This window comes from Arthrobacter sp. AG1021 (assembly GCF_003633665.1).
GTDB lineage: Bacteria > Actinomycetota > Actinomycetes > Actinomycetales > Micrococcaceae > Glutamicibacter > Glutamicibacter soli.
Genome location: NZ_RBLB01000007.1, coordinates 612,918 through 639,681 on the forward strand (window position 1 = coordinate 612,918; position 26,764 = coordinate 639,681).

Genomic DNA, 26,764 nt, shown 5'->3' on the forward strand with positions numbered 1-26,764 from the left:
TCCTCTGTTTTCTGCTCGGGTACTGTTACGTCACTAGCCGCGCAGGTACACCGTGGTGGTGTGCGTGTAGAACTCGCGCGCGGCGGCGCCCTGCTCCTTGGGACCATAGCCTGAGGCCTTGGCTCCGCCGAACGGAACGTGCGGGTCGGCACCCGCTGATTCCGAATTTACATGCAAAATCCCCACATCGAGAGTCTGTTGCGCGGCCAGCGCCACAGACAGGTCGCGGGTGAACAGCGCCAGGCTCAGCCCGAACTGAGAGTCCTCCGCGGCCTCGAAGGCCTCCTCGGTCCCGTTCACGCGCACTACGGAAAGCACCGGAGCGAAGAATTCCTCGCGCCAGGCGGTGTTCGCGCGTCCGGCCGGCCCGGCCGGCAGTTCCAGGATGGTCGGCGCCATGAAGCTACCGCCGTTCGGAGCCTTGCCGGAGTAGGCCACGGTGGCGCCTTCGGCGATCGCCTTGTCCACCCCGGCGCGCACCGAGACCGCGGCCTTGGCGTCCACCAGCGGGCCCATGTGCACGGAAGGATCCAGCGGATCGCCGGTCACCCAGGAATCCAGGCGGCCGGTGAGCTTGGCCAGGAACTCCTCGGCAATCGACTCGTCCAGGATCAGCCGGCTGGTGGCGGTGCACTTCTGACCGGTGGAGCGGAAGGCGCCGAACAGCACCTGCTCGCTGGCCAGGTCCAGGTCCGCGTCAGCCAGCACCACGGAGGCGTTCTTCCCGCCCATTTCAGCCTGCACCGGGATGCCGCGGGCGGCGCCGGCGGCGCACAGCCGACGGCCCACCCCGGTGGAACCGGTGAAGCTCAGCGCGTCAAGGTGCTCGTGCTCCATGATCGCATCGCCCAGCGAGCCCGGTCCGATGACCAGGTTCAGCACGCCGGCCGGCAGGCCGGCGTGGGCCAGGGCCTCCACCAGGCGCACCGCCAGCAGCGGCACCAAGCTGGCAGGCTTGAACACCACGGTGTTGCCGAAGACCAGCGCCGGGGCGATCTTCCAGGCCGGGATGGCGATCGGGAAGTTGAACGGGGTGATTACGCCGACCACGCCCAGCGGCTTGTGGGTGACCATGATCTGCTCCCCGGCGCGCGGGGACTGGTACACGGTGCCGGCGGCGCGCTCAGCCTCCGCGGCGTAGTAGGTCAGGATCTGCGCGGCGCGCAGCACCTCGCCCACGCCTTCGGCCTTGGTCTTGCCTTCCTCGGCGGAAAGCTGCTCGCCGAAGCTGGCGGAGTTCTCCTGCAGGTAGGCGGCCGCCTTGACCAGGATCGCCCCGCGGGCGGCCATCGGGGTGGCCGCCCAGGACTTCCGGGCCGCTTCGGCGGCCTGGAATGCCTGGTCGATCTGGTCCGCGCTGGCGGCGTTGCCGGAGGCCAGGACCACGGCGGAGTCCGAGGCGCTCTGCGTGGTGATCATGCCGCCTTCGCCCTGCACCCAGACACCGTTGATGTACTGGTCGAGCTGGGCGAGCAGGTTTGCGGAGGTCGATAGGGTCATCGAAATATGCCTTCTCTCGTGCGGTTCGGCCGGTTTAGCGGAAGGCCGGAACGCCAGTCAGCTTGTTGCCCAGGATCAGGGTATGGACCTCGTCGGTGCCCTCATAGGTGCGCACGGATTCCAGGTTGTTGGCGTGGCGCAGCGGCGAGTAGTCGAGGGTGATGCCGTTGCCGCCCAGGATGGTGCGGGCCTCGCGGCAGATCTCGATGGCTTCGCGGCAGTTGTTCAGCTTGCCCACGGAGATCTGGTGCAGGTCCAGGGTGCCGGCGTCCTTCTGGCGGCCGATGTGCAGCGCCAGCAGGAAGCCCTTGTTGATTTCCAGTGCCATGTCCACCAGCTTCTGCTGGGTCAGCTGGTAGCCGGCCAGCGGCTTGTCGAACTGCAGGCGCTCCTGCGAGTACTTCAGGGCGACCTCGAAGGCATCGCGGGCGGCGCCCATGGAGCCCCAGATGATGCCGTAGCGCGCTTCATTCAGGCAGGAGAACGGACCCTTCAGGCCCTTGACCTCGGGCAGCACTGCCGAGCCCGGCAGGCGCACGTCGACCAGCTCGATTTCGCACTGGATCGAGGCGCGCATGGACAGCTTCGGCTCGATCGGGGTGGCCTTGTAGCCCGGGGTGCTGGTCGGCACCACGAAGCCGCGGATGCCCTCGTCGGTCTGCGCCCAGATCACTGCGACCTTGGCGACGTTGGCCAGGCCGATCCAGCGCTTGGAGCCGTTCAGCACCCAGTCGTCGCCGTCGCGGCGGGCGAAGGTCTTCATGCTGGACGGGTCCGAGCCCGCGGTCGGCTCGGTCAGGCCGAAGCAGCCGATGGCCTCGCCGGCGGCCATCTGCGGCAGCCACTCCCGCTTCTGCTCCTCGGAGCCGTGCTTGTAGATGGCGCTCATGGCCAGCGAACCCTGCACCGAGACGAATGTGCGCAGGCCCGAGTCGCCGGCTTCCAGCTCCGCTCCGGCCAGGCCGTACTCCACGGCCGAGCGTCCGGCGCAGCCGTAGCCGTCCAGGTGCATGCCCAGCAGGCCGAGCTTTGCCATTTCCGGCACGATCTCCAGCGGGAAGACTGCGTCCTCGTACCAGCGGGCGATGTTCGGCTTGATGCTCTCGTTGACGAAGCCGCGCACCGAGTCGCGCAGGGCGAGCTCTTCGCTGGTCAGCAGCGCGTCGAAGTTGATCAGGTCTGCCGGGTCCAAAACGCGTTCTGCCAGTGCCATGGTGGTCTCCTTGAAGAGGTGTTGAAACGTGGGGTTCGGCGTCTTGCCGTCCCGTTGGCCGGGACTGCGTCACACACCGTCGAATTGCTTACCTCTGAAATTACGCAACAATTGTGATTCGCGCTTTGGACATTCTGTACAAGAGAGTCCGAATTGTCGGATACTTTTTCTATGATCACGCTTCTTCAACTCGGCACCGCCCTCGCGTCGGACCTGGAGCCCGGTCCATCGGGCCGCTACAGCACCACCCCGATTGCCGGCGTCCACGTCTCCGAGCTGGAGGACCCGACCCCGTATCTTTCGGGCGGCGAGCTGCTGCTGACCACCGGGATGATTTTCGCCCGCGGCCAGGTCGACCCGGCCGTCTACGTGCGGCGGCTTCAGGAGAAGTCGGTCAAGGTCCTGGGCATCGGGCTGGGGCCCTCGCTCACCGCCATCCCGCCGGCGCTGGCCGCGGCCTGCGCGGAAGCGAAACTGGAAGTGGTGGTGGTCCCGGACCAGGTGCCGTTCCAGAACGTTTCGCGCGCCTACTGGAATCTGGCCATGCGCAGCAGCAATGCCGACCTGATGGATTCGCTGGGCACCCAGACCGCCATGGCGCGAGCCGCCATGCGCCCCGACGCAGTGCCCGCGGTGGTGCGCGGGCTGGCGCAGTCGCTGGGCGGCTGGGCGGCCTACGTGCCGCGCTTCGGCGAGGGAGAAACCGTCTGGCCCCCGTCCGCCGAGCAGTTCATGCCCAAGGTGCGGCGGGAAACGCACCGCATCGACAAGCTGGAGGCGCCCAGCACCGCGACCTTCGAGATCCTGAACCAGCCGGTGGTGCTGTATCCGGTGCTGGTCAACGCGCAGGTGTACGGGGTGCTCTCGCTCGGTCCGGGACGGCGGCTGACCCCGGCGGACCGGCAGGTCATCACGACGGTTTGCGTGCTGCTGGCCATGCGCTCGCGCCAGCGCGAGCAGCAGGCCGAGTCCACGGCGGTGCTGGGCAGCGCGGTGGCCAAGCTCGCGGTGCGCGGACAGCTGGAAGCGGCCAGGATGCTGGCCGAGGATTCGGGACTGCCCGATGTCCCCTCGACGCTGCGGTTGCTCGCGTTGCGCGCGCAGGGAAGCATCCCGGTGTCATTCGCCGCCGAGTCGGCCCGCGGGCTGCTGGGCCCGGAACCCTACGACCTGGGGCCGGCGTTGAAGGCCACGCCCTTCGTGTTCGAACACGAGTCGTCCTTGATTGCCCTGCTTGACGCGTCGCTGGTGGCCCCGCTGGGCGAGCGCCCCTTCGATGATCTGGAGGGCACCGAGTTCCAGGTGCTTGGCTTCTCCCCCGAGAACCAAAACCAGATCCCTGAAACGGCCGCCGTGCTCTCCGCCCAAATCCACGGAGCGCAGATCCCCGCCATCTTCCAGGCGCTGCGCGCGGCGATTGCGCGGGCGCCGAAGGGCATGCTGACGCATCTGGGTTCCAGCGACGAATCCAAGGCGTCCAACTGGGTCAAGGCGCTGCACGAGTATGCCAGGGCGGACCTGGTGGCCACGGTGACCAGCTACCTGCGCCATCGCGGCACCTGGGAAGAGGCGGCCCGGGAACTGGGGCTGCACCGCAACACGCTGCGCTACCGGATGCAGCTGGTGAATTCGCTGATCGGCGTGGATGTGGATGACCCGGACGTTTCAGCGCACCTGTGGCTTGCGCTGCGGCACGCTGAAACGCACGGATTCTAGGAACCGGCCCTAGACGGTGGCGGCGGCCCCCAGCCATCCGCGCACCACGTCATTGTGCTCGCCGAGCTTGGGCGGGGCCTGACGCGGGGCGTCCAGCGCCGGGGTCCAGATGGCCGGGTGGCGCACCTGCTCGCCGACCGCGACGCCCTGCGCGTCCAGCACTTCAATGGTGGGCTCCAGGCCCAGCGAGGCGGCGTAGTCCAGGCCTTCGGCGATGTTCGCGACCTTGCCGGCCGGCACGCCGACCTCGGTCAGGCGGCTTTGCCAATTGGCGCCGGTGTCGGCGCGCAGGGCCTGTTCCAGCAGCGGGATGAGCTCCTCGCGGTGCGCGACGCGCTGGGTGTTGGTGGAGAACCTCGGGTCGCCGCTCAGCTCGGGAACCCCGAGCTCGGCGCACAGCTTGACGAACTGGCCGTCGTTGCCGCAGGCCACGGCCACCGAGCCGTCTTGGCAGTCCAGCAGCTGGTAGGGAACGATGGAGGGGTGCGCATTGCCCATGCGCCCGGCGATCTTCCCCGCGCCGAGGTAGGCCTGGCCCTGGTTGGCCAGCGCGCCCTGCAGGCTGGAGAGCAGATTGACCTCGATGTGCGCGCCGCGGCCGGTCTTCTGCCGGTTCTGCAGCGCCGCGAGGATCGCGATGGTGGCGTCCTTGGCGGTGAGCACGTCCACCAGCGCCACGCCGGCCTTCATCGGATCCGCATCAGCTTCGCCGGTGATGGACATCAGCCCGCCCAGGGCCTGCACGATGAAGTCGTAGCCGGGGATCTTGGATCCGCCCGCCGACCCGAAGCCGGTGATCGATGCGTAGATCAGCGACGGGTTCAGCTCCGAGAGCTCCTCGTAGCCCAGGCCCATCTTGTCCATGCCGCCGGTGATGAAGTTTTCCACCAGCACGTCGGCCTTGGAAACCAGGTCTCGGGCGACCTCGCGGTCCTGCTCGTTGCGCAGGTCCAGCGCGATGGACTGCTTGTTGCGGTTGACCGATTCGAAGTAGGTGGCGCCGGTCGCGGAGAATGGCGGGCCCCAGCTGCGGGTGTCATCCCCGGTATCCGGGCGTTCGACCTTGATGACGCGCGCACCCAGGTCGGCGAGCGTCATGGTACTCAGGGGTCCGGCGAGAACCCGGGAAAAGTCAGCGACGACAATTCCTTCCAATGGTCGAAGTCCGCTCATGATGCTCCCCTACTCGTTGATTTCGTCCTTCTCTACCCTAGGTGTGCGCGCCGTCACGGGCTTGGGTTGTTCTGCCCAAGTTCTTGTGAAGAATGCACAAAAGCTCGGATTGTTTGCCGTCGCACAGACGGCCGGCGGCGGCTACGGGGCTGCCGGTTCGGGGTGCAGCGCGTCGCGGATCAGCTGCGAGCTGCGCTCATTGCCGAAGCTGAAGGAGCCGGTGGCGTCGATCCGGCCCAGCACCTCGGTTCCGGCCGGCGTGGCTTCAAGCCGCCAGTCGGTTTCCTTGTCCATGTTGAACAGGTTGACGAACAGCGCGCCGTCCGCGTGCGCCTGGAGCATCATCGTTTTCATCCAGCCAGCCTGGGTGATCCAGTCATCGGCCTCGGCGTAGAACGGCGGGCTCTGCGGCCACTGGAATACCCAGGAGCCCCAGGCCTCGGCGCATTCACCTCCCGCGGTGAAGAAGGATTCGCCGCGCGAGGCCGAGGCGACCTCCGCGATGCCCCACGGCTTGCCGCCGGCCAGCTGCTTGAGCTGCGCCACCGGCGCGCCGAAGACGTCGTCGTAGGACTGCCAGTTGCAGTTGACAGCGGGGTCGTTGGCGTCGGCCCAGTTGAAGCCGTCCAGCGCCAGCATGTCCACGGAGTCGGCGCCCGGGTAGACCGAGGCGAAGTCGACGGGTGTCCCATCCGGGGCGGATCCGGCCACTAGCGGGTTCCAGACCAAAGCGGCATCCGGCGCCCAGCGTTCCTTGAGCTGGTACACGTGCCGGAACATCCGCACGTAGTCGGCGGCGGTGTTCCCGCCGTTCACCCCGACGGACCAGGGACGGATGGCGTCGTTCATTTCCGGGGCGAAGCGCACCAGGATCGGCTGGTTCGCCGCGTACTTCTGGGCCTGCTTCAGCCAAGAGACCAGATAGTCGTCGTGGCTTCCAGCAGCGATGGCCGCCGGGCGGTATTCCGGCTGGTCCACGCTGCGGTTCTCCCAGTCGTAGGGTTCCCAGGCGATCAGCAGGGCCGCGTTGCGCCGCGCGGCTTCGGCCGCGTAGTCCGCGGGGAATCCGGGTTGGTTGGCGAAGTCCACATAGGTGGAGAGCATCCCGTTCGCGGCCCCGAGCTCGGCTTCGTCCCCGGGCACGTCGCCGAGCTGCGCGGCGGCCCACCCGATGACCGTCTGGCAGGTGTCCGGCTCGGCGGTGCCGCTGCACCCCTGCGGCGCTTCGGTGGCCTGCGCCGCCGGAACGGCGGCGAGGCACAGCGTCGCGGCCAGCGCGGCGGCGCTGATCCGGCGGAATGCTGGAAAACGTGGGTTCGGCACGGCAGTTCCTTTCCTAGGCGGCCCCGCCCGGTTCGGAAGGGTTCTGCGGTGGTCGCCGGAACGGGAGCGTCCCGGCGCAGGTCCTAGATGGTCTTGCGCAGCGGGACTTCCTTGATGAACAGGATGCAGATGAAGGCGATGGCCGCGACCGCTGCCGAGACCAGGAAGACCAGCCCCGTGGCTTCCCCGTAGGCGGATTCGACCACGCCGCGCACTGCCGGCGGCATGCCCGACAGGTTCAGCGAGTCCCCGGAACCGCCCTTCGAGGTGTCAACGCCCAGCTTCGCCAGGCCCTCGGAGACCAGGGAGGCCACCTGGGTGGCGAGCATCGCGCCGAGGAACGCGACGCCGGCGGAACCGCCCACGGAACGGAAGAACGCCACCGAGGAGCTGGCCGCGCCGATGTCGGTGACCTTCACGGTGTTCTGCACAGCGAGCACCAGGTTCTGCAGCATGAAGCCCATGCCCACGCCGTTCAGGAACATGCCGATGGCCAGGATCCAGTACTCGGTGTCGTGGTGCATGGAGCCCAGCAGGCCCAGCCCGGCCACGTTCAGCAGCGAGCCGATGACCAGGTAGATTTTCCAGCGTCCGAAGCGGGTGATCATCTGGCCGGAGAATACGGAGCCGCAGTAGTTCCCCGCGATCATCGGCAGCGTCATCAACCCGGCCGCGGTGGGTGTGGCTTCCCGGGCGATCTGGAAGTACTGCCCGATGAACGCCCCGCTGCCGAACATGCCCACGCCGATCGCCACGGAGGCGATGATCGCCAGCGAGGTGGTGCGGGTGGTTATGATCTTCAGCGGAATGATCGGTTCCACGACGCGCGATTCGACCAGCAGCAGGGCCGCGGTGAGCACCGCGACGCCGCCGAGCATGGTGTAGGTCTGCCAGGAGTTGAAGGCGAAGAACTCGTCCTTGCCCACATAGGACACCCAGATCAGCAGCGTGGAGACCGCCACCGTCAGCAGCAGCGCCCCGCCCCAGTCGATGCGCACCTTGCGCTTCTGGTGGCTCAGGTGGAGGGTTTTCTGGATCAGGATCATGGACAGCACGCTGATCGGGATGCCGAAGAAGAAGCACCAGCGCCAGCCCAGTGGCGAGTCGACGATGAATCCTCCCAGCAGCGGGCCGGCCGCGGTGGACACCGCCATGACGGCGCCGAAGTACCCGGAGTAGCGTCCGCGTTCGCGCGGGGCGATGACCGTGCCGATCACCGCCATGCCCATGGCCGTCAGCCCTCCCATGCCGATCCCCTGGATCACGCGGGCGGCCAGCAGCACCGGAATGGACCAGGCCATGCCCGCCAGGAAGGATCCGAGGATGAAGACCAGGATGCCCGCCTGCAGCATCTTCTTCTTGTTGAACAGGTCCGCCATCTTCCCCCAGATCGGGGTGGTGGCGGCGTTGGCCAGCAAGGTGGTGGACAAAACCCAGTTGAAGTCGGTCTGCGATCCGCCGAGCTTGTCCATGATGGTGGGCAGCGCGATGGCGACGATGGTGGCGGCGAGCATCGCCGCAAAGAACGAGGCCAGCACGCCGGCGATGGAGCGCAGCACCTCGCGCTGGGTCATCTGCGGGGTGTCGGCGGCCGCCTCGGCCAGGTCGGTCGGGCCCGCGGCCCGCGGAGTCCGGTTAGCCATCCGAGCCGCTTCGCGGTTCTTCGGCCTGCAGCTCGCGGTGTTCATGGATGCCCTGGATCATCGAGTTGTTCAGTTCGCCCAGCGCGTCGGCGATCAAGGTCAGGCGGTCGTTGTCCCAGTCGGGCAGCAGCGGGCGCAGACGTTCGATGCGCAGCTGGGCCCGGGCTTCGAGCCGGTCGCTGCCGGCTTCGGTCACCCACAGGACCTGGCGGCGTGCGTCCAGGTCGCTGGGCCGCTTGTCCAGCAGTCCCGCCTGCTCCAGTTCGGCCAGATGCCGGCTCATCGCCGCCGTGCCGATGCCCAGATGGCTGGCGAGGTCGGCCGCGTGCGTGGGCTGGCGCATGTCTAGGGTCTTGAGCACATGGTGCGAAGCGTTGGAGACTTCGGGATCGGTCTGGTCCAGGTGCGAGAAGGAACGCAGCAGCCGCGAGGTCCGCGCCAGCTCGTCCAGCAGGCGTCCGAGCAGCTCGGTCGGAGCCTTGTTCACTGGCCACTGCACAATATATCGCCTGCCTATCTTCGGGGGTTCCACTCAACTCTAAGTTTAGATAGTTGCCTTGGTCAACGTTTTCTGGGTCTCACTCCCGATAGGCTGGAGTCGTGATTGATCTTTCCGAAGCGCACCTGGAATCCTCCGCCGAAACCCTGAGAAGCGCCGCGCTGGCCGCCGGGAGGCAGGCCGCCGAGCTGCTGCGCGGCGCCTTCCGCGGCGGCGTGCGGGTGGAGGAGAAAACCAACACCCACGACCTGGTCACCGCGATCGACCGGCAGAGCCAGGAACTGATCACCCGTTCGCTGCGTGCAGCGGTTCCAGGTTCCTGGGTACTGGGCGAGGAACAGGTCGAGGCGGAAGCCGGCACCGCCGCGCCGGGCGCCGTGCAGTGGATCGTGGATCCGATCGACGGCACCAGCAACTTCGTGCACGGCATCGCCTTCTTCTGCGTGTCCATCGCGGCGGCTGTCGACGACCGGCTGGTCGCCGCGGCGATCATCGACCCGGTCTCCGGGGACGAATTCAGCGCCGATCTGTCCCACGCCTACCTCAACGGGCAGGTCCTGAGCCCGGCCGCGCGTCCGGAGCAGGCGCGCGCGAACCTGATGACCGACTACCCCGGCGCCGAATCGCTTCAGGCCGACGGCCCGCTGGCCCTGGAGCTGCTGGGCGGGTGGATCCGTGATTTCGCGACGGTACGCCGCAAGGTGTCCGCCGCGCTGGCGCTGGCGCATGTGGCCGCCGGATGGAGCGATGCGACCATCGGGTTCGACACCAAGGTGTGGGACGTAGCCGCCGGCGCGCATCTGGTGCGCATGGCCGGCGGCAGCTACCGGGGGCTGGGCTATGGATCCGAGCCGGCGGCGGACCACCTGTGCCCGGGATTCATCGCCCAGGGGCCGGGCGCCGACTACCCCTCGCTGTCCCGGGCGGCCGAGCGGATGCATGCACTGCGCACCACCGGGTCCGCGATGTAATCTGACAACTCCAAAGATCTTGCGCAAACCCCTCGGAATTCGAGATTCCCGGTCGTACGATACGAGTATGGAACCACTATTCCACCGAAACGCACACTCCGCCGTGCGTCATCACGGGGGCGGAGGGTTGATCCTGGGAGGGATCGGAGTGATGATTCTCTTCGGTGCTTTCGCAGTGATGTTGGCATCCCAGAGTCACACGCAGGACTGGGTGCCGCTGCTCATCGGCGTCAGCCTGGGCTTCTCAACGATGATGTTCGGCATCGTCTACCATTTCACGCACTGAGCACCATACTGGGAACACCAATTACAGTGCAGAACGCGGCCAGGGGCGGCACCCGTACGGGTGCCGCCCCTGGCCGCATTTCGGCGCTAGAGGTGGGTCGGCGCGAACATCTTCAGCAGCGTCTTGACCACCACGACGTTCGGGCCCTGCGCCGCGAAGGATTCGCGCAGCGCCTGCCCGACATCCTGCGGCTGCACCTCGCGGGCCGGGACGCCGAAGGACTTCGCCAGCGCGACGAAGTCGGGGCGGGCCAGTTCCGTGGCGGTGGCCTTGCCGAAAGCCCCTTCCATGTATTCGCGCAGGATGCCGTAGCCGCCGTCGTCCACGATCAGCCAGGTCACCGGTGCCTCATGCTGCTTGGCGGTGGCCAGCTCCGCGATGGAGTACATGGCCGAGCCGTCGCCGCTGACCGCCAGCACCCGCTCGCCCAGGCCGATCGCCCCGCCGATGCCCGCCGGGAAGCCGAAGCCCAGGCCGCCGGCCCCCTGCGCCGAATGGAACTGCCCCTGCCGCGAATCCCAGCAGCTCCAGCCCCAGTAGGCGGAAATCGTCATGTCCCAGAAGGTCTGCATATCCGCCGGAACCGCCTCGCGGATGTCCGCCATGAAACGGCGCTCCAGGCCCAGGTCCTGGGCATCCAACCGGGCTTCGACCTTGGCCAGGGTGTCGGCCACGACCTCTTGCGGGCTGCGCCCGCGCCACTCGGCGCGGGCGGCGAAGCCTTCCCGGCGCAGCTGCGCGTTCAGGAAGTCCAGCGCCGCCCCGGCGTCCGCGCGGATGCCCAGGGCCGGGGTGTTCGACTCCAGCACCCGCGGTTCCGCGTCGATCTGGATCAGCCGGCCGCGCGGGGCCAAGGTGAAGTAGTTGCTTGACACCTCGCCCAGCGAGGAGCCGATGACCACCAGCACGTCCGCGTCCTCCAGGACCTCGGAGACGTAGCGGTCCTCCACCCAGGACTGCAGCGAAAGCTCGTGCTCCCAGGGGAAGGCGCCGTTGCCGCCGGGGGTGCACAGCACCGGAGCCTGCAGCGTCTGGGCCGCTTCGAGCAGCTGGGCCCGGGCCTTGGCGCGGCGCACGCCGCCGCCTGCCACGATCACCGGGCGCTTGGCCTCGGACAGCCAGCGCACCGCCTCCTCGATGAGTTCCACGCGCGGCGGATGCTCGTAGGCCTCGGCCAGGGCGTCGCGCACCGGAGGCACCATGACCGGGGCCAGCAATACGTCCTGCGGCACCTCCACCCAGACCGGGCCCATGGGCACCGTGATAGCCCTGGCCCAGGCGTCCTGGATGGCCGAGGGGATGCCGGAGGCGTGGTGCACCGTCTGCTGGAACTTGGTGACGTTCGCGGCCGAGGCCTTCTGGTCGTCGAGCTGGTGCAGCATGCCCTTGCGGCGCGCGCCCAGTCCGTCCAGCGGGATCTGGCTGGCGATCACGACCATCGGCACGCCGGTGGCATAGGCCTCCTGCAACCCGGCCAGCGAGGTCAGCGCGCCGGGACCGGTGGACAGGAACAGCACCCCGACCTCGTCGGTGGCCCGCGAATAGCCGTCGGCCGCGAAGGCGGAGTTGTTCTCCACGCGCGAGGAGACGAAGTGCAGCTCAGAGCGCGAGAGCGCGTCGAAAAGCCCCAGCGCGTGCTGCCCGGGGATGCCGAACACGGTTTTCGCGCCCAGCGCGGTGAGCGTCTCGATGACCAGGTCGCCGCCGTTGCGCTGCGCGGTGCCCTGTACGGTGTCCTGTACGGCGGTCATCGGGCGTTCACCCCGCCACGGCTGCGGAAGTCGCTGATCAGGGAGATCAAGTCGTAGGTGACATGGCTGGCGGCCACGCCGGTCATCTCGGCATGGTCGTAGGCCGGGCAGACCTCCACGATGTCCGCGCCGACGATGTTCAGCCCGCGCAGCCCGCGCAGGATCTCCAGCAGCTCGCGGCTGGTGATGCCGCCGGCTTCCGGGGTGCCGGTGCCCGGGGCGTGGGCAGGATCCAGCACATCGATGTCCACCGAGATGTACAGCGGGCGGTTGCCGATGCGCACCCGCAGCTTGTCAACGATCTCGCGCACGCCCTGGTAGTAGACATCCGAGCTGGTCACGATGCCGAAGCCGAAGCGCTTGTCGTCCTCCAGGTCCTTCTTGCCGTAGAGCGGGCCGCGGGTGCCGACGTGGCAGATGGCCTCGGTGTCCAGGATGCCTTCCTCCACCGCGCGGCGGAACGGGGTGCCGTGGGTGTATTCGGCGCCGAAGTAGGTGTCCCAGGTGTCAAGGTGCGCGTCGAAGTGCAGCATCGCCACCGGGGCGCCGGCGCGCTGGGCGGCCGCGCGCAGCAGCGGCAGCGCGATGGTGTGGTCGCCGCCCAGGGTCACCAGGGTGGAGCCGTCGGCGGTCAGTTCCAGCGCCTCGTGCTCGATGGTCTCGATGGCCTCGTGGATGTTGAACGGGTTCACCGCCATGTCCCCCGCGTCGGCGACCTGGCTCTGCGCGAACGGCGAGGTGTCGGTGGCCGGGTTGTAGGGGCGGATCAGGCGCGAGGATTCGCGCACGTGGTTGGCGCCGAAGCGGGCCCCTGGACGGTAGGAGACCCCGGTGTCGAAGGGGATGCCGACGATCTTGATGTCGGCCTGCTGCACCTGGTCCAGGCGGGGCAGGCGGGCGTAGGTGCCGGCACCCGCATAACGCGGAATCTGGGCCGCGTTGATGGGACCCAGGTTGCCGTTCTCTTCAATCCTGATTTCCTTCATGGGAGCATCCTTCCGACAACCCGGACCAGTCCGCAACTAGTTGTCTAATATGAAACTTCAGTTTCCTATTATGCTATTTTGCGATCTGCGCCACGTCAAGGCGCTGGCCGCCGCGAAACTCCGGAGTCCCCGAAACTTCCCGGCGCAACAAAAGGGACCGGCTCCGCCGTCCCGGTCAGGGGCGGCGGAGCCGGTCCGCAGGCCAGCGGCGGGCGGTTAGCCGGCCAGCTCGACGATGTTCTGCGCAAGCACCTCAAGTCCGTCGCGCAGCAGCGCTTCGCCGATGACCAGCGGAGGCAGCAGGCGCAGCACGTTGCCGTGGGTGCCGCAGGTCAGGGTCAGCACACCTTGGGCGTGGCAGGCCTTGGAAACGGCGGCGGCGAGCTCCGGACGCGGGGCCAAGGTGCCGCGGTCGGCGAACTCGACCGCCAGCATGGCGCCGCGGCCGCGGACCTGGGCCACCACAGCGGTGGATTCAAGCAGCGGCTCCAGCACTTCGCGGGCCACGCGCTCGATCAATTGGGCGTTTTCCAGCAGACCGCCGTCCTCGAACTGCTCGAAGACCGCCAGCGCGGCTTCGCAGGCCAGCGGGTTGCCGGCGTAGGTGCCGCCCAGGCCGCCGGCGTGCGGGGCGTTGAGCAGCTCGGTGCGCCCGGTGACCGCGGACAGCGGGACGCCGTTGGCCAGCGCCTTGGCGGTGAGGATCAGGTCGCCGGCCACACCTTCGTGCTCGGAGGCGAACAGCGTGCCGGTGCGGCCCATGCCAGCCTGGATCTCGTCGATGACCAGCACGATGCCGTACTTGTCGGCCAGCTGGCGCAGGCCCGGGATGAAGCCGGCCATCGGGACGATGAAGCCGCCCTCGCCCTGGATCGGCTCGATCACCATGGCGGCGAAGCTGCCCGGGTCGTTCTCGATGAGCGTTGCCTCCACGGAGGCCAGCGCCGCCTCGACGCCGCCCTCGACAGCGGGGCGCAGCGGGTTGGCCGACGCGGCGCGGATGACATGCTCCGGCATCGGGCCGAAGTTCAGCTTGTACGGGTTGACCTTGGCGGTCATGCCCATGGTCAGCAGCGAGCGGCCATGGTAGGCCTCGTCGAAGACCAGGACGTTGGCGCGGCCGGTGGCGGCGCGGGCGATCTTGACAGCGTTTTCCACGGCTTCGGCGCCGGTGGAGAACAGTGCGGTGCGCTTGTCGAAGTCGCCCGGGGTGTTGCGGTTCAGCCAGTCGCAGACCTGGGTGAAGGACTCGTATTCGGTGACCATGAAGCAGGTGTGGGTGAAGGCTTCCAGCTGCTTGGCCACGCGCTGCGCCACCCGCCGGTTGGAGGCGCCCAGCGAGGTCACGGCGATGCCTGAGGCGAAGTCGATCAGGCGGTTGCCGTCGACGTCCTCGATGATGCCGCCGTCGGCGCGGGAGACGAAGACCGGCAGGGTGATGCCCAGGCCGCTGCTGACCTGCTGCACACGTTCCTCGTGTAGCTGGGTGGAGCGCGGTCCCGGAATGGCGGTGGCCAGGTAGCGGGTCTGGGTCAGCGTTTCGGCGTCGCGCGCCGCAAGAGTTTCGGTCATGCATCCAACGATAGAAATCCATGTGACACGCGTCATTAGCTTTTATGTCCAACGAGCGGTAAATGATTGGATAATTTACCCATGATCACCTTGCTGCAGTTGGGGTCAGAGCTCGGAAACGAGTTTTTCCCCGCCGATTCGACCACCTTCAGCGCCGCCCCGGTCACCGGCGTGCACATTTCCGAGCTGGAGGATCCCACCACCTATCTGGAGGGCGGCGAACTGCTGCTGACCACCGGCATGCCCTTCGGCCATTCGGCCACCGCCTCGCTGGCCTACATGCAGCGGCTGAAGGACAAGGACGTCAAGGCGTTGGGCCTGGGTCTCGGCCCGTGGCTGGACACGGTTCCGCAGCACGTGATCGACGCCTGCCGGCAGACCGGAGTGGAACTGGGCATCGTTCCGGACGGCGCGCCCTTCCAGAGCGTTTCGCGTGCCTATTGGCGGCTCTCGGCCAGGGACGACACGGTGAACCTGATGAGCTCCTTGGGTACCCAGACCGCGCTGGCGCGGGCCGCGATCCGTTCCGATGCCATCAACGCGGTGGTGCGCGGGCTGGCGCAGGCGCTGGGCGGCTGGGCCGCGTTCCTCCCTGACGACCCGCAGCCGGCCACCGTTTACCCCGCTTCCGCGCAGGGCTTCGTGCCCCTGCTGCGTCAGGAGTCGCAGCGTTTCCCGCGCACCGGCATGCCCTCGGCGTCCACCTTCGGCATCAACGGCCAGGCCGTGGTGCTGTATCCGATCCTGGCCGGGACCAGGATCCACGGCTTCCTGGGGGTGGGCTCGGGACGCACGCTGACCAAGGCCGACCGGCAGATCATCATGACCGTGTGCATGCTGCTCTCGCTGCGCGCCCGCCAGCGTGAGCTGATGGTCAGCACGAATGCGGCCCTGGGCGGAGCCACCGCCAAGCTGCTGCTGCACGGGCAGCCTGAATCCGCCCGGCTGGTTGCCCAAGAGGCTGGCATGGACGAGTTGCCCTCCCGGGTCAGGGTCCTGGCGCTGTCCGTGGGCGACGAGGCCGAGGCCCGCTCCGCAATCCAGTCCCTCGGCGCGCTGCCGGCGAGCGCCGCGCTGCCTCCGGTGGCGGATGCCGCGGCACGCTGCCAGTTGCGCTTAACGGATGATGCGGTGCTCTACCTGCTGCTGGACGAAGCCCATCTGGGCAAGGCCCCTGCCGCCCCGGCGCAGGAACCGGACGCCGGGGCCAGGGAGAGCGCACGGAGCCTGCGTGCGGTGCTCTCCGCCCCGCTCACGCTGGCCGAGCTGCCGGCGAATCTTCCGGCGCTGCGCCAGGCGCTGTCCGGCGCCCCGGCCGGGGAGCTGAGCGACGCCGGGGCGGACTTCGACGCCAGCGCGCAGACGTGGGTGGAGGCGCTGGCCGCCTACACCCGTGCCGACCTGCTGTCGGCCGTCACCCAGTACCTGCGCCACCGCGGGCATTGGGAGGACGCCTCGCGCGCGCTGGGCATCCACCGCAATTCGCTGCGCCACCGCATCACCGTGGCCGGGGACCTGCTGGGCATCGATCTGGATGACCCGGATATCTCGGCGTCGCTCTGGCTGGCGCTGCGCCGCAACCAAGGCTGAGCCGGACCGGCAAGCCCTGCGGCGCGGCAAAGCCCCGACCTTCCGGTCGGGGCTTTCCTGTCGGTTTTAGCGTTTCGCGTCGGTTGCCTGCCGGCGTCGCCCCCTGCGGGAGGTGGCGGCCGCGCCGTCGGGTCCGATCGCGCCCAGCTTGGACTGCTGGCGGATGCTCAGCAGGTGCAGCAGTTCCTCTTCGGCATTCTCGCCGGGCTGGACGCCGCGCGGGACCCGGAACAGGAAGAACGTTCCCAACACCCACCATGCGGCGAACAGGGCCCACGGCTGCCAGGTGATGGCCGCCGGCATGCCCGGCAGGTACAGGGAGATCAGGCCGGCGCAGAAGAGCACCGACATCACGCCGATCACCTGGCCGAAGTTGCCCTTGCCGCCGATGCGCAGCGGGCGGTCCATCTGCGGTTCGCGGCGGCGCAGGATCAGGAAGGCCACGCCCACCAGCAGGTAGGCCACGACGATGGACGGCGAACCGGAATCGACCAGCCAGCCGAGCATCGCGGTGCCGAAGAACGGAGCCAGCACGGACAGACCGCCGATGAACAGCAGCGCGTGGTGCGGGGTGCGGTACTTCGGGTGCAGCACGGCGAACCAGCGCGGCAGCATGCCGGAGGTGGCCATGGCGTACATCAGGCGCGAGGCGCCCATGAGCAGCGAGTTCCACGAGGTCAGGATGCCCGCGATGCCGCCGGCAATCAGGATCTTGGCCATGATCTCGGAGTTGAACAGCGCGCCCATGGCGTCCGCGGTGGCCATCTCGGAACCGGCGATCGCCGCCGGGCCCAGGCCCGAGGAGGTGGCCAGCACCACCATCACGTACCAGGCGGTGGCGATCAGCACGGAGATCACCACGTACTTGCCGATCTTGCGCGGCGGGATGTCGCATTCCTCGGCGGACTGCGGGATGACGTCGAAGCCGACGAACATGAACGGAACTACGATCATGACCCCGAAGAACCCGGCCAGCCCGTTGTCGAAGAACGGTTCCATATTGGACGATTCGCCGCTGGCGAAGGAGCCGGTGAGCAGCATCGCGCCGATGATGAACAGGAAGAGCACCACGAAGGTCTGCACCAGGCCGGCGGTCTTGATGCCGCGGATATTGATCCAGGTGATCACCACGGCGCCCAGCACACCCACGAGGGCCCAGGTCAGGTAGACCTCGGAGCCGGCGATGTCCCAGAGCTTGATCTGCGAGAGGTTGGGGAAGATGTACTGCACCGACTTGGGCAGCGCGACCGCTTCGAAGGCGACGATGGTGATGTAGCCGCCGACGATGGCCCAGGACCCGGCGAAGGACCAGCGGGCACCCATGGCGCGCAGCAGGTAGTTGTGCTCTCCGCCGGCCTTGGGCATGGCCGCCACGAGCTCGGCGTAGGTCAGGCCGACGACCGCCATGATGCCGCCGCCGACCAGCATGGCCAGCGAAGCGCCGATCGGGCCGGCGGTGGTGATCCAGTCACCGGTGAGTACCACCCAGCCGAAGCCGATCATGGCTCCGACGCCGATGGCCAGTGCGTCCCACTTGCCGAGAACCTTTTTGAGTCCTGGCTCAGCGCCCTGCTGGTTCGCCGCTGCTTGCGTCATGGCAACCCCTTTCAAAATAATGATGTGGATCACATTACGAAAGAGGCGGGGAGAAATCCTTGGACGAATAAACCAAAGGGAAAGTCAAAAGTTCCAAAGAACGCGGCGCGGGATGGCGTCCTTCCGGCCGATGATCAGGCTTTTTTCGCCGAGGTGGCACCCTTGACCATCGCGCGGTCGACTTCATGGATTCCCAGGCAGAATCCAACCGAAAGGATGATCGACTTGATGGTGAGCTCGCTAATGTCGTCGGGAACATAGACCAGCTGCACCGGTCCGGCTAGGACGATCAGGACCAGAGCCCAAATGTTGTAGGCCCAGGACGTCCGGGCCTCCATCATTTCCGGATGCCGCGCCCGGCGGCGGATCGTGCGCACACCCAGCATGATGATGACGACCGCGAGAATGGCGGCGCCAAGGAAAAAGAAGTTGCGCTGGGTCCGCAGCCACGCAAGGGTCGATCCGACCAGGATGCCGACCAGGGCCGAAGCCCACCAGCCGATGGAGCGCAATTCGTGCGGTTTGGACTCCGCGCTTCCGGTGGATTTACCAGTCGCCATTGCACTCCTTCCTGTCTTCACTAGCCTGCCTGCGTCGGCGGGCACTATTCCAAGAATACGCGGTGCAGTGGCCAGCCGTGAACGCGGCGCCTCTTCGCGGCAGGCTCTGTCCGGGGAGTCACACCACACCGGGAGCCACTGCACAGACTCAGAGAATCAGGGTCCAGAGCACCACGGCAGGTTCATCGCCGGGGTTTTCCCAGCTGTGCGGTTCCCGCCCCGGAAAGGTCATGGTGTCCCCCGCAGCGAGCTCGACCACCCGTTCGGGCAGCACCAGCGTGAACACCCCGGAGGCCACGTGCAGCACTTCGAGCTCGCAATCCACCGAATACAGTTCGTTCTCCCCCTTGCCCCGGGGTTCCACTTCGGCGCGAATGACCTGGACGCGCTTTTCGCCGCGCGGGGTGACCAGCTTCTCGGTGATGCCCGAGCCTCCCAGCGAGATGCGCGGCGCATCCCCCAGTCGCACCAAAGTCGTGTCCGGTACTTCGAACAGGGTCCCGACCTCGATCCCCAGCACCTCGCAGAGCTTGAGCAGCGTGGAGACCGACGGACTGGTCAAGTCGCGTTCGACGCGGGAAAGAAACCCCTTGGTCAACCCGGAAAGCTCGGCGACCTGGTCGATCGTCATGTGCTGCTGCTGGCGGACGCCGCGCAGCCGTGCTCCGATGTTGATTGACGAGCCTGAGGGTTCGACGGGCAGAGCTTTCATCCGTGGGGCACCTGGACCTGTTCACTCGAAGGATAGGCAGCGACCGCTGGAGTGTACTTCTGCCGGCCGCTCTGCGTCCCCAGTTTACCAATACGCAACTTCCGGCCAACCGGAGCGGAAGAATATGACACCTTGGCTTCGGTGGCTTCCCATTTCCTGAAGCGGGTTCCCCGAACCGTGGCCTGCACCTACACTCGGTCCATGGACGACACCCCGAACAGCACCGCGGCCAGGCTGCGCGAATACCTGAACGACGCGCGGCAGGCAGTCATCTTCAAAAGCCGGCAGCTCGGCGAGGAGCTGGCCCGCCAGCCCATGACCCCCACCGGCACGCACGTGCTGGGCGTCGTGCACCACCTGGCGATCACCGAGTACGGCTACTTCGGTGCGTGCCTCAATCGGCCGGTCAACGACTCCTACGTCCAGCAGCTGCTGGACATCGACGACCCGCAGGCGGATTTCATGCCGCCAGCCGATGCCAGCGCGCAGCAGGTCATCGAGCTCTACCAGCGGGCCATCGCCTTCGCCGAGGCCGGGTTCGACCAGCTGGAGCTCGCCTCCCCGGCCGAAGTCCCCTGGTGGGTCCGCCACCGGCACACCACCCTGGAACATCTCATGGTGCACATGATCGCAGAGACCTCGCGCCATGCAGGCCATCTGGACATCGTCCGCGAGCTGCTGGACGGGCAGGTCGGGCTGCGCGCGGAAGCGCCGAACCTGCCGGACTACACGCCCCGGCAATGGCAGGAGCAGCGCGACCGGCTGCAGCAGACCGCGCAGTCCAAGCGAGGCTCCGACTAGGGCTTCGCGCGGAGTTCATATTACGGAATGAAACTTCACGACTTAATATTGCGGCGGTAGCATCGACACTGTTGCTTCACGAGACGCGGCGCCAAGCTCCGACTGGCCGCGCACCAACCCCAGGTTCATGGGTGGTTCGGATGAAGAAGCGGTCCGGGCATCGACCGATGCGCGGGCAAGAGCTCAGCGAGAGTTGTCGTGTCATGGCATTTTCCGTCCTCCCCATCATCGATCTGCAGACCGGACAGGTGCAGTTCACCGTGCAGGACCGCTGGTACACCCGCTACATTTCAGACCCGGCGCACCTTGAGCGGCTGATCACCCGTTCCTCCCGGCGCCCGGTCTTCGATCCCGCGGCCGGCGAGCTGGTGGTGTTCGTGGCGTCCGCCGGGCAGCCCGATGGGCGCAGCCTTGCTTTTAGGCTTGCCAAATTCCCCGGCACCATCTCGCTGGCTAAACTGAGAGGCTGAACAGAATCCCGGGTTTCGTTGAGAAATCCCAAGCCGTAGGAGAGTCATCCTCGTGATGTCACACAGCCCCACGACTGAGCCCACCCCCGCCCAGATCCGCCGCTGGCGCAAGTACGTTGCGGACGAGGTCGCCGAAGGCGCCATCTACCGCGCGCTGGCCCAGAAGAAGACCGGACAGGAAAAGCAGATCCTGCTGGGACTGGCCGCGGCGGAAGAACGCCATGAGGAATACTGGCGCACCAAGCTCGGGGCGCATGCCCGCCCGGTGCGTCCCTCGCTGCGTCGCAGCTTCCTGCGTTTCCTCGCCCTGAGCTTCGGCTCGGTGTTCGTGCTCGCGCTGGCGCAGCGGGCCGAAAGCAGCACCCCCTACGCGACCGATGCCGACGCGTCGCCGCAGATGGCCGCCGACGAGCAGGTCCACGAGGAAGTCGTCCGCGCCCTGGCCACCGCGGGCCGCGCGCAGCTGTCGGGCAACTTCCGCGCCGCGGTCTTCGGCGCCAACGACGGCCTGGTCTCCAACCTGGCCCTGGTCATGGGCATCGGGGCGACCGGTGTTTCCTCCGGACTGGTGCTGTTCTCCGGCATCGCCGGCCTGCTGGCCGGCGCGCTGTCCATGGCCGCCGGCGAATACGTCTCCGTGCGTTCGCAGCGCGAGCTGCTCACGGCTTCGCGTCCCACTCAGGTGACGCTCACCGCCGCCCCTGACCTGGATTTGGACGCCAACGAACTGGTGCTCATCTACAAGGCCCGCGGCATGACCGACGAGGATGCCGAGCACCGCGCTGCAGAACGCATGGGCTTGTTCACCTGCGACTGCAACCCGTCCTTCTCGCTGAACCCGGAAGCCCGGGCCGAAGAGCTGGCGAACGAGCACGAGGAACTGGGCTCGGCTACCGGCGCCGCGGCGACCTCCTTCTGCCTGTTCGCTTCCGGAGCGGTCATCCCGATCCTTCCCTACATCTTCGGCATGTCAGGCCTGGCTGCGATCATCACCTCGGTGCTGCTGGTCGGCGCCGCGCTGATGATCACCGGCGGCATTGTCGGGCTGCTGTCCGGGGCCTCGCCGATGAAGCGCGGCCTGCGCCAGCTGGCCATCGGCTGGGGCGCCGCCGCAGTCACCTACTGCCTCGGCTTGCTGTTCGGCACCAACGTGGCCTGAGCCCCGCCGGCTCGATGAGCCATTCCCACGGCCGCCGCCTGCTTCACCAGGCGGCGGCCGTTGCCGTTCTCAGAATCTGGTGCGCCGGCGCAGCGACTGCATGCCGCCGATGAATTCCACCGCTTCGGCCACCGAATCGACCAGGGCGATCTTGTCCTCCATGATCTGCTCGGCGGCCAGCGCCTTGAGCAGCTGCCAAGCCGGCAGTGTGCGGGTCCAATGCTCGCGGCCGACCAACACCAGCGGCACCACCCTGGCCCCGGTGGCGTAGTAGTTCTCGCAGGCGTCCTGGAAGATTTCCTGCACCGTGCCGGCGGAACCGGGCAGCACCACGATCCCGCCGTTGGATTGCTCCAGCAGCAGCGCCTCGCGGGTCGCGTTGGCGAAGAACTTGGCGATGTGCGTGGCGAACAGGTTCGGCGGTTCGTGCCCGAAGAACCAGGTCGGAACCCCCAGCGAGGTGCGTTCCGAGGGAAAGCGGGCCTTCACGGCGAGCGCGGTGCGCGCCCAGCCGGTGCGCCGGTGGATCGCGTCCGGTTCCGCCGCCAGCATCTGCAGGGCCGTGGAGATCTCCTCCCGCCCGCGGTCGGCCAGCCAGGCACCGGCGTTCGCCGCTTCCATGGCTCCCGGTCCCCCGCCGGTGGCCACGGCGTATCCGGCGCGGGTCAGCCGCGCCCCGAGGTCCAGCGCCTGCGCGTACTGCTCGGTGCCTCGGCTCAGGGCGTGCCCGCCCATGACTCCGATGATCGGGGTGTCCTTGAAGGCGCCGTCGTAGACCTCGGAGATCAGCGCCTGCCCCACGTGGTGGTCGTGCAGCGTCGCTGCCATCGCCTGGTCGTCGCTCAGCAGCTGGCGCGGACCGTGCTGCTGCGAGTAGGTGTAGATCCGCGCGTCCGGCACATGCTCATAGGTCTGCGTGCTGATTCCCTCGTACAGTTCCTCGGGGGTGTACAGCCCGCGGTCGCTGGTGCGGAAGGGCAGCTGCTCCCCCGAGTCCATGCACAACCCGCCGGTGCCCTGGACCAGGGCGCGGCCGGCTTCACTGAACTGGCAGTCGATGAACAGCGCCTCGGCCAGGTCCAGCGCGGCGAGCACCGTATCGCGCCCGCGCAGATCCACCCGGTGCACCCGCCAGCTGCGGCCGCGGGAGCGCTGGAAACCCAGCGCTTCGGCCGCCAAGCGGTCGAATTCCGCCAGTGAGGTGATGTTGACGGCGCGCGCCGGAAGATACGGCCAGACTTGGGACATGGCTCCACGCTACGTGACAGTTAGGGATTATTCACAGTAGGGGGCTCTCAACTTTCACGACGGGCCAGAACGTGAAACGATTAGCGGATGACTAATGCTGTTCCACCGACCATCGACGCAAGGCACCTGCTGGCGTTCTTGGGCAATGTTCCCTTCTTCCACGGCAAGAAACTCGCCGACGAAGCCAATGCCGTGGTCGATGTTGAATTCGATGAGTCATCGGGGCAGATCGAAGGCACCGTGTTTGCCGGCGGCGAGGACTTTTCGCCCATGGTCCAGCTGCGCCGCGGCGCCGCCGGCTGGGAAATCGACTCCGGCGAATGCAGCTGCGACACCCCCGGCATCTGCCCGCACATCGCGGCCCTGGTGCTGACCTCCAACAAGCTCTCCGGGCTGGCCAAGGTGGCCACCAAGATGGAGGAGAAGGTCGTCACCACCTGGTCCAAGCAGGCAGACACCTGGTACGCCGAACGCGAGCCGCGCCCCAGCGACGGGCTGGTCGGCTCCCCCAACGACCCGGTGGTGCCGATGGCGCTGCAGTTCCTGCTTTTCGACGCCAAGAACACCACCCAGCAGCAGCAATGGATGCCGACCGGCAAGCTGCCGCACGCCACCCACCGCAACCGCCGCTTCCGCCTGGGCGTGCGCCCCATGGTGCGCAACTCCGAGGGCCGTTGGGTGCGCGGCCAGCTGCGCTGGACCACCATTGGCTTCAAGACCTTCGGCTGGAACCTGCTGCGCGCGCAGCACCACTGGTTCTGCAGGTTCGCGGCGATGGCCCGCAGCAACACCCAGACCAACTTCAAGACCGACGAGGACTGGCTGTTCCTGGACGAGTACTCCTCGAACCTGCTCTGGCCGCTGCTCGATGAAGCCCATGAACTGGGCATCGAGCTGATCGGCACCCGCAACGACCTGTCGGTCCTGGTCGGCGGGCAATCCTGGACCGAAATGGTCGCGGACCTCGATGACGAGGACAACCTGCAGGTGCACGGCATCCTGCATGCCGCCGGCCACGACCTGACGCTGGAGGACTACAGCCCCGCCGGCACCATCGGCGACCACGGCTTCTACGTCCAGCTTGAGGACCCTGAGCAGATCCTGATCGCCCCGAGCCTGGACCGCCTCTCCGACAAGCAGCTGAACTGGTACGACTCGCACCAGCGGCTCCAGATTCCGGCGGCCGACCACCAGCTGTTCTTCGATACGGAGTATCCGCGCATGGCCCGCACCTTCGGCGTGCGCAGCATCTCCGAGGCCCTGGTTTTCCCTGAGCTGAAGCCCCCGTTCGTCCGCGCCAAGGTCGACTACAAGGTGGAGCAGACCGAGGAAGGCTCCAAGGAATCGGCCACCCTGGACTTCTCCATCAGCTACCCGGGGCTGGACGACGAGCACAAGCCCCACGACGCGGAGGCGGAGAGTTTCCTGCGCGCAGCGGTCAACGAGGTCTTCGAGCAGGTCATGGGTGTCGGCAACCCCGACTTGTCCCCCAAGTTCTACTCCGGCGAGCAGATGATCGCCTTCGTCTCCGACCTGGTTCCCGCCCTGGGCGCGCTGAAGACCGTCAAGCTGGAGGAAACCGGGCCGCGCCCGGTCTACCGCCAGCTGCGCGAGCTGCCCAAGCTGAAGATCAACGCCGTGGACCACGAACGCAACGACTGGCTGGATCTGGGCCTGCTGATCTCCGTCGGCTCCCATGAGGTGCCCTTCGCGGACATCGTGAAGGCGATGACCAATGGCGCCATGAAGCTGAAGCTGCCGGACAACTCGTGGTTCTCCCTGGACCAGCCGATCTTCGCCAAGCTCAAGGCGCTGGTGGACGAGGCCCAGGCGCTGAACGACAAGCCGAAGGACGCCGACCTGAAGCTCTCGGTCTTCCAGATCTCATTGTTCGAGGAACTGGACGAGCTGGCCGAGGGAATCGACGGAGCCGACCTGTTCATCGGGCGCATGCGTTCGCTGCTGCGCGTCGCCGAAGGCGGCCAAGCCTCCGTGCCGGACACCCTACAGGCCACCCTGCGCCCCTACCAGGTCGACGGCTTCCGCTGGCTGGCTCGCCTCTACCAGGGCGGCTTCGGCGGCATCCTGGCCGATGACATGGGCCTGGGCAAGACCCTGCAGACCATTGCCCTGGTCCTGCACGCCCACCAGCTGTGGGAGGACCCCGAGGCCTGCGCCGAGCTGCCGCCGGCCCAGCGGGTGCGCGCACCGTTTTTGGTGGTCGCCCCGAGCTCCGTGGTCTCTAACTGGGAGATGGAGGTCCGCCGCTTCGCGCCGAGCCTGCGCGTTATCAGCATCGATTCCACGCTGGGCGACGCCCGTCAGCTGCGCGACCTGGCCGAAGGCTACGACGTGGTGCTCACGACCTACACGCTGCTGCGCCTGAACGACGAGATCTACGAGTCCCAGCGCTTCGCCGGGCTGATCCTGGACGAGGCCCAGTTCGTGAAGAACCGCTCGACCAAGGCCCACCGCACCGCGGTGAACCTGCAGACCAGCTTCAAGCTGGCGGTGACCGGCACCCCGATGGAGAACAACCTCTCCGAGCTCGGCGCGCTGCTGTCGCTGACCTCCCCGTCGCTGTTCATGAACGTCAGCCGCTTCAACCGGCAGTTCGCCCGCCCCATCGAGGTGCTGGGCGACAAGGACACCCTGGCCCTGCTGCAGCGCCGCGTGAAGCCGTTCATGCTGCGCCGCACCAAGGAATCCGTGGTGCTGGACCTGCCGGCCAAGCAGGAGCAGCAGGTGCTGGTGCGCCTGTCCGACGAGCACCAGCACATCTACGACACCCACCTGAACCGCGAACGCCAGAAGATCCTGCACCTGGTCGAGGACCTGGACAAGAACCGCTTCACCATCTTCCAGTCGCTCACGCACCTGCGCATGCTCGCGCTGGAGCCCTCGCTGGTGGACCCGGAGCTGGCCGAGGTGCCCGGATCCAAGCTCGAGGCGCTATTCGACCAGCTCGACGACGTGCTGAACGAGGGCCACCGCGCCCTGGTGTTCAGCCAGTTCACCTCCTACCTGAAGGTGCTGGCCGGGAAGCTGACCGCACGCGGGATCAAGTTCGTCTACCTGGACGGCAGCACCCGCAACCGCGCCGAGGTGATCGAGCAGTTCAAGGAGGGCGAAGCCCCGCTGTTCCTGATTTCGCTGAAGGCCGGCGGTTTCGGGCTGAACCTGACCGAGGCCGACTACTGCTTCCTGCTTGACCCGTGGTGGAACCCCGCCGTGGAGGCCCAGGCGATCGACCGTACCCACCGCATCGGCCAGACGCGCCAGGTGATGGTCTACCGCATGATCTCCAAGGGGACCATCGAGGAGAAGGTCGTGGCCCTGCAGGATGCCAAGCGGAAGCTGATCAACACCGTCATGGACGAGGCCGATGGCTTCTCCAAGGCACTGACCGCGCAGGACATCCGGGGCCTGCTCGAGTAACAGGTTGATTAACTCTTCGTGGTTTAGCAGGCGCTTACCAGCAAGACGCGATATATTCAATATGCCACCTCATGTGCGTTACGCCACACCGGACGCACAAGTAGGGCACCCCCATGGAGGTCTTCTTCACGGGGCAGCGCAAGATGAAGGCGGTTATAACCGTGTCCCTGATCAAATCGGAGACTCTGAGTACACCGAGCGACGACTGGATGAACGCTTCGGTGACGACGGAAGCAGATCGTGTGGTGATTGAAACCGAGCAGGAGCGCCTGCTCCTGGAGAACGACCGGCTTCTGGAAAAAATCCGGAAGGTCCTAGCTTCTCCGCTGGATGAGATTTTCTACAACCCGAAGCACCGGATGCTGTTGATTCCGGGCGCCTTTGCGGTCATTGGATCCTCATTCCTGAGGGTGGACACCGAGGCCGCGACCGGCCTGCGGGGCTAAGCTCCCCGCGCACCGCATTACCCCCGGGCCGGCATCCCAGACCCGGCTTGGGGCTGTTTCCCAAATCTTTGATCCGTCGCCACAACGCCGTGGAGACGGAAAATGGCCGCC

Annotated in this window: 22 protein-coding genes and 1 riboswitch; of the genes, 9 read left to right on the forward strand and 13 right to left on the reverse strand. The window is 67.2% G+C overall.

Annotation, left to right across the window (positions count from 1 at the left end):
• Positions 1–33: 33 nt before the first annotated feature.
• Together DFO58_RS08215 and DFO58_RS08220 are read right to left on the reverse strand one after the other, a co-directional pair.
• Positions 34–1,500: an aldehyde dehydrogenase family protein gene (locus DFO58_RS08215; RefSeq protein ID WP_047118310.1), complete on the reverse strand. Its 1,467-nt coding sequence runs from the start codon at positions 1,498–1,500 to the stop codon at positions 34–36.
• Between the two features lie 34 nt (positions 1,501–1,534).
• The gene (locus tag DFO58_RS08220; RefSeq protein WP_047118309.1) at positions 1,535–2,713 is read right to left on the reverse strand and encodes an acyl-CoA dehydrogenase family protein; all 1,179 of its coding nucleotides are present in this window, start codon (positions 2,711–2,713) and stop codon (positions 1,535–1,537) included.
• A gap of 171 nt (positions 2,714–2,884) precedes the next feature.
• Here DFO58_RS08220 and DFO58_RS08225 point away from each other — a divergent pair, with 171 nt between their 5' ends.
• A complete protein-coding gene (locus DFO58_RS08225) occupies positions 2,885–4,429 on the forward strand; it encodes a PucR family transcriptional regulator (protein ID WP_120990145.1) in 1,545 nt (514 codons plus the stop codon).
• 9 nt (positions 4,430–4,438) lie between these two features.
• On the opposite strand, the gene DFO58_RS08230 is transcribed toward DFO58_RS08225, so the two are convergent.
• From DFO58_RS08230 to DFO58_RS08245, 4 genes are all read right to left on the reverse strand, one after another.
• Positions 4,439–5,602 (reverse strand): CaiB/BaiF CoA-transferase family protein, encoded by a 1,164-nt coding sequence (locus DFO58_RS08230; protein WP_120990147.1) that lies wholly within the window; start codon positions 5,600–5,602, stop codon positions 4,439–4,441.
• 141 nt (positions 5,603–5,743) lie between these two features.
• Positions 5,744–6,925 carry a hypothetical protein gene (locus DFO58_RS08235; protein WP_120990149.1) on the reverse strand — a complete coding sequence of 394 codons (1,182 nt, stop codon included), beginning with the start codon at positions 6,923–6,925 and terminating at the stop codon, positions 5,744–5,746.
• An 83-nt stretch (positions 6,926–7,008) separates the two neighbouring features.
• Complete coding sequence (locus DFO58_RS08240; RefSeq protein ID WP_220668538.1) at positions 7,009–8,568, reverse strand: MFS transporter; 1,560 nt, start codon at positions 8,566–8,568, stop codon at positions 7,009–7,011.
• On the reverse strand, positions 8,561–9,055 hold the full coding sequence (locus tag DFO58_RS08245; RefSeq protein WP_147407229.1) for a MarR family transcriptional regulator: 495 nt from the start codon (positions 9,053–9,055) through the stop codon (positions 8,561–8,563). The genes DFO58_RS08240 and DFO58_RS08245 overlap by 8 nt, the downstream gene beginning before the upstream one ends.
• Before the next feature lie 113 nt (positions 9,056–9,168).
• Here DFO58_RS08245 and DFO58_RS08250 point away from each other — a divergent pair, with 113 nt between their 5' ends.
• Both DFO58_RS08250 and DFO58_RS08255 read left to right on the forward strand, forming a co-directional pair.
• Complete coding sequence (locus DFO58_RS08250) at positions 9,169–10,038, forward strand: inositol monophosphatase family protein (RefSeq protein ID WP_286163526.1); 870 nt, start codon at positions 9,169–9,171, stop codon at positions 10,036–10,038.
• A 67-nt stretch (positions 10,039–10,105) separates the two neighbouring features.
• Positions 10,106–10,324 carry a hypothetical protein gene (locus tag DFO58_RS08255; protein ID WP_146955929.1) on the forward strand — a complete coding sequence of 73 codons (219 nt, stop codon included), beginning with the start codon at positions 10,106–10,108 and terminating at the stop codon, positions 10,322–10,324.
• An 86-nt stretch (positions 10,325–10,410) separates the two neighbouring features.
• Here the strand turns inward: DFO58_RS08255 and DFO58_RS08260 are convergent, their stop codons facing one another.
• The 3 genes from DFO58_RS08260 to DFO58_RS08270 form a co-directional block, all read right to left on the reverse strand.
• Positions 10,411–12,075, reverse strand: coding sequence for a thiamine pyrophosphate-binding protein (locus tag DFO58_RS08260; protein WP_047118305.1), 1,665 nt, complete (start codon positions 12,073–12,075; stop codon positions 10,411–10,413).
• The gene (gene speB / locus DFO58_RS08265; RefSeq protein WP_047118304.1) at positions 12,072–13,061 is read right to left on the reverse strand and encodes an agmatinase; all 990 of its coding nucleotides are present in this window, start codon (positions 13,059–13,061) and stop codon (positions 12,072–12,074) included. Before speB ends, DFO58_RS08260 begins: the two co-directional genes overlap by 4 nt.
• Before the next feature lie 216 nt (positions 13,062–13,277).
• On the reverse strand, positions 13,278–14,633 hold the full coding sequence (locus DFO58_RS08270) for an aminotransferase class III-fold pyridoxal phosphate-dependent enzyme (protein WP_047118303.1): 1,356 nt from the start codon (positions 14,631–14,633) through the stop codon (positions 13,278–13,280).
• An 81-nt stretch (positions 14,634–14,714) separates the two neighbouring features.
• Between DFO58_RS08270 and DFO58_RS08275 the strand changes: the two genes are divergently transcribed.
• Positions 14,715–16,223, forward strand: coding sequence for a PucR family transcriptional regulator (locus DFO58_RS08275; RefSeq protein WP_120990151.1), 1,509 nt, complete (start codon positions 14,715–14,717; stop codon positions 16,221–16,223).
• 66 nt (positions 16,224–16,289) lie between these two features.
• Here DFO58_RS08275 and DFO58_RS08280 read toward each other — a convergent pair whose 3' ends face one another.
• The 3 genes from DFO58_RS08280 to DFO58_RS08290 form a co-directional block, all read right to left on the reverse strand.
• A complete protein-coding gene (locus DFO58_RS08280; protein ID WP_113606881.1) occupies positions 16,290–17,819 on the reverse strand; it encodes an amino acid permease in 1,530 nt (509 codons plus the stop codon).
• 134 nt (positions 17,820–17,953) lie between these two features.
• Positions 17,954–18,379 (reverse strand): hypothetical protein, encoded by a 426-nt coding sequence (locus DFO58_RS08285; RefSeq protein WP_053797391.1) that lies wholly within the window; start codon positions 18,377–18,379, stop codon positions 17,954–17,956.
• A 148-nt stretch (positions 18,380–18,527) separates the two neighbouring features.
• On the reverse strand, positions 18,528–19,091 hold the full coding sequence (locus tag DFO58_RS08290) for a helix-turn-helix domain-containing protein (protein ID WP_053797390.1): 564 nt from the start codon (positions 19,089–19,091) through the stop codon (positions 18,528–18,530).
• Positions 19,092–19,292: 201 nt separating this feature from the next.
• Here DFO58_RS08290 and DFO58_RS08295 point away from each other — a divergent pair, with 201 nt between their 5' ends.
• The 3 genes from DFO58_RS08295 (at position 19,293) to DFO58_RS08305 (ending at position 21,521) form a co-directional block, all read left to right on the forward strand.
• A complete protein-coding gene (locus DFO58_RS08295) occupies positions 19,293–19,892 on the forward strand; it encodes a DinB family protein (RefSeq protein WP_147407230.1) in 600 nt (199 codons plus the stop codon).
• Between the two features lie 74 nt (positions 19,893–19,966).
• Positions 19,967–20,080, forward strand: a riboswitch (SAM riboswitch).
• Between the two features lie 15 nt (positions 20,081–20,095).
• Entirely contained in the window at positions 20,096–20,362 is a 267-nt protein-coding gene (locus DFO58_RS08300) for a hypothetical protein (RefSeq protein ID WP_053797389.1), read from the forward strand.
• A gap of 55 nt (positions 20,363–20,417) precedes the next feature.
• Positions 20,418–21,521, forward strand: a complete 1,104-nt coding sequence (locus DFO58_RS08305) for a VIT1/CCC1 transporter family protein (protein ID WP_047118298.1) — start codon at positions 20,418–20,420, stop codon at positions 21,519–21,521.
• 69 nt (positions 21,522–21,590) lie between these two features.
• Here DFO58_RS08305 and DFO58_RS08310 read toward each other — a convergent pair whose 3' ends face one another.
• Positions 21,591–22,769, reverse strand: a complete 1,179-nt coding sequence (locus DFO58_RS08310) for an LOG family protein (RefSeq protein ID WP_120990155.1) — start codon at positions 22,767–22,769, stop codon at positions 21,591–21,593.
• Between the two features lie 87 nt (positions 22,770–22,856).
• Here DFO58_RS08310 and DFO58_RS08315 point away from each other — a divergent pair, with 87 nt between their 5' ends.
• The gene (locus tag DFO58_RS08315) at positions 22,857–26,207 is read left to right on the forward strand and encodes a DEAD/DEAH box helicase (RefSeq protein WP_120990157.1); all 3,351 of its coding nucleotides are present in this window, start codon (positions 22,857–22,859) and stop codon (positions 26,205–26,207) included.
• A 113-nt stretch (positions 26,208–26,320) separates the two neighbouring features.
• Positions 26,321–26,653 carry a hypothetical protein gene (locus tag DFO58_RS08320; protein WP_120990159.1) on the forward strand — a complete coding sequence of 111 codons (333 nt, stop codon included), beginning with the start codon at positions 26,321–26,323 and terminating at the stop codon, positions 26,651–26,653.
• Positions 26,654–26,764: the final 111 nt, after the last annotated feature.

Bases quoted from the DNA above. Each gene is read 5' to 3' on its own strand.
- speB (WP_047118304.1), bottom strand. From the start codon at position 13,061: ATGAAGGAAATCAGGATTGAAGAGAACGGCAACCTGGGTCCCATCAAC.
- DFO58_RS08315 (WP_120990157.1), top strand. From the start codon at position 22,857: ATGACTAATGCTGTTCCACCGACCATCGACGCAAGGCACCTGCTGGCG.
- DFO58_RS08275 (WP_120990151.1), top strand. From the start codon at position 14,715: ATGATCACCTTGCTGCAGTTGGGGTCAGAGCTCGGAAACGAGTTTTTC.
- DFO58_RS08280 (WP_113606881.1), bottom strand. From the start codon at position 17,819: ATGACGCAAGCAGCGGCGAACCAGCAGGGCGCTGAGCCAGGACTCAAA.
- DFO58_RS08285 (WP_053797391.1), bottom strand. From the start codon at position 18,379: ATGGCGACTGGTAAATCCACCGGAAGCGCGGAGTCCAAACCGCACGAA.
- DFO58_RS08300 (WP_053797389.1), top strand. From the start codon at position 20,096: ATGGCATTTTCCGTCCTCCCCATCATCGATCTGCAGACCGGACAGGTG.
- DFO58_RS08215 (WP_047118310.1), bottom strand. From the start codon at position 1,500: ATGACCCTATCGACCTCCGCAAACCTGCTCGCCCAGCTCGACCAGTAC.
- DFO58_RS08270 (WP_047118303.1), bottom strand. From the start codon at position 14,633: ATGACCGAAACTCTTGCGGCGCGCGACGCCGAAACGCTGACCCAGACC.
- DFO58_RS08220 (WP_047118309.1), bottom strand. From the start codon at position 2,713: ATGGCACTGGCAGAACGCGTTTTGGACCCGGCAGACCTGATCAACTTC.
- DFO58_RS08305 (WP_047118298.1), top strand. From the start codon at position 20,418: ATGTCACACAGCCCCACGACTGAGCCCACCCCCGCCCAGATCCGCCGC.
- DFO58_RS08225 (WP_120990145.1), top strand. From the start codon at position 2,885: ATGATCACGCTTCTTCAACTCGGCACCGCCCTCGCGTCGGACCTGGAG.
- DFO58_RS08295 (WP_147407230.1), top strand. From the start codon at position 19,293: ATGGACGACACCCCGAACAGCACCGCGGCCAGGCTGCGCGAATACCTG.
- DFO58_RS08310 (WP_120990155.1), bottom strand. From the start codon at position 22,769: ATGTCCCAAGTCTGGCCGTATCTTCCGGCGCGCGCCGTCAACATCACC.
- DFO58_RS08230 (WP_120990147.1), bottom strand. From the start codon at position 5,602: ATGAGCGGACTTCGACCATTGGAAGGAATTGTCGTCGCTGACTTTTCC.
- DFO58_RS08320 (WP_120990159.1), top strand. From the start codon at position 26,321: ATGGAGGTCTTCTTCACGGGGCAGCGCAAGATGAAGGCGGTTATAACC.
- DFO58_RS08260 (WP_047118305.1), bottom strand. From the start codon at position 12,075: ATGACCGCCGTACAGGACACCGTACAGGGCACCGCGCAGCGCAACGGC.
- DFO58_RS08240 (WP_220668538.1), bottom strand. From the start codon at position 8,568: ATGGCTAACCGGACTCCGCGGGCCGCGGGCCCGACCGACCTGGCCGAG.
- DFO58_RS08290 (WP_053797390.1), bottom strand. From the start codon at position 19,091: ATGAAAGCTCTGCCCGTCGAACCCTCAGGCTCGTCAATCAACATCGGA.
- DFO58_RS08255 (WP_146955929.1), top strand. From the start codon at position 10,106: ATGGAACCACTATTCCACCGAAACGCACACTCCGCCGTGCGTCATCAC.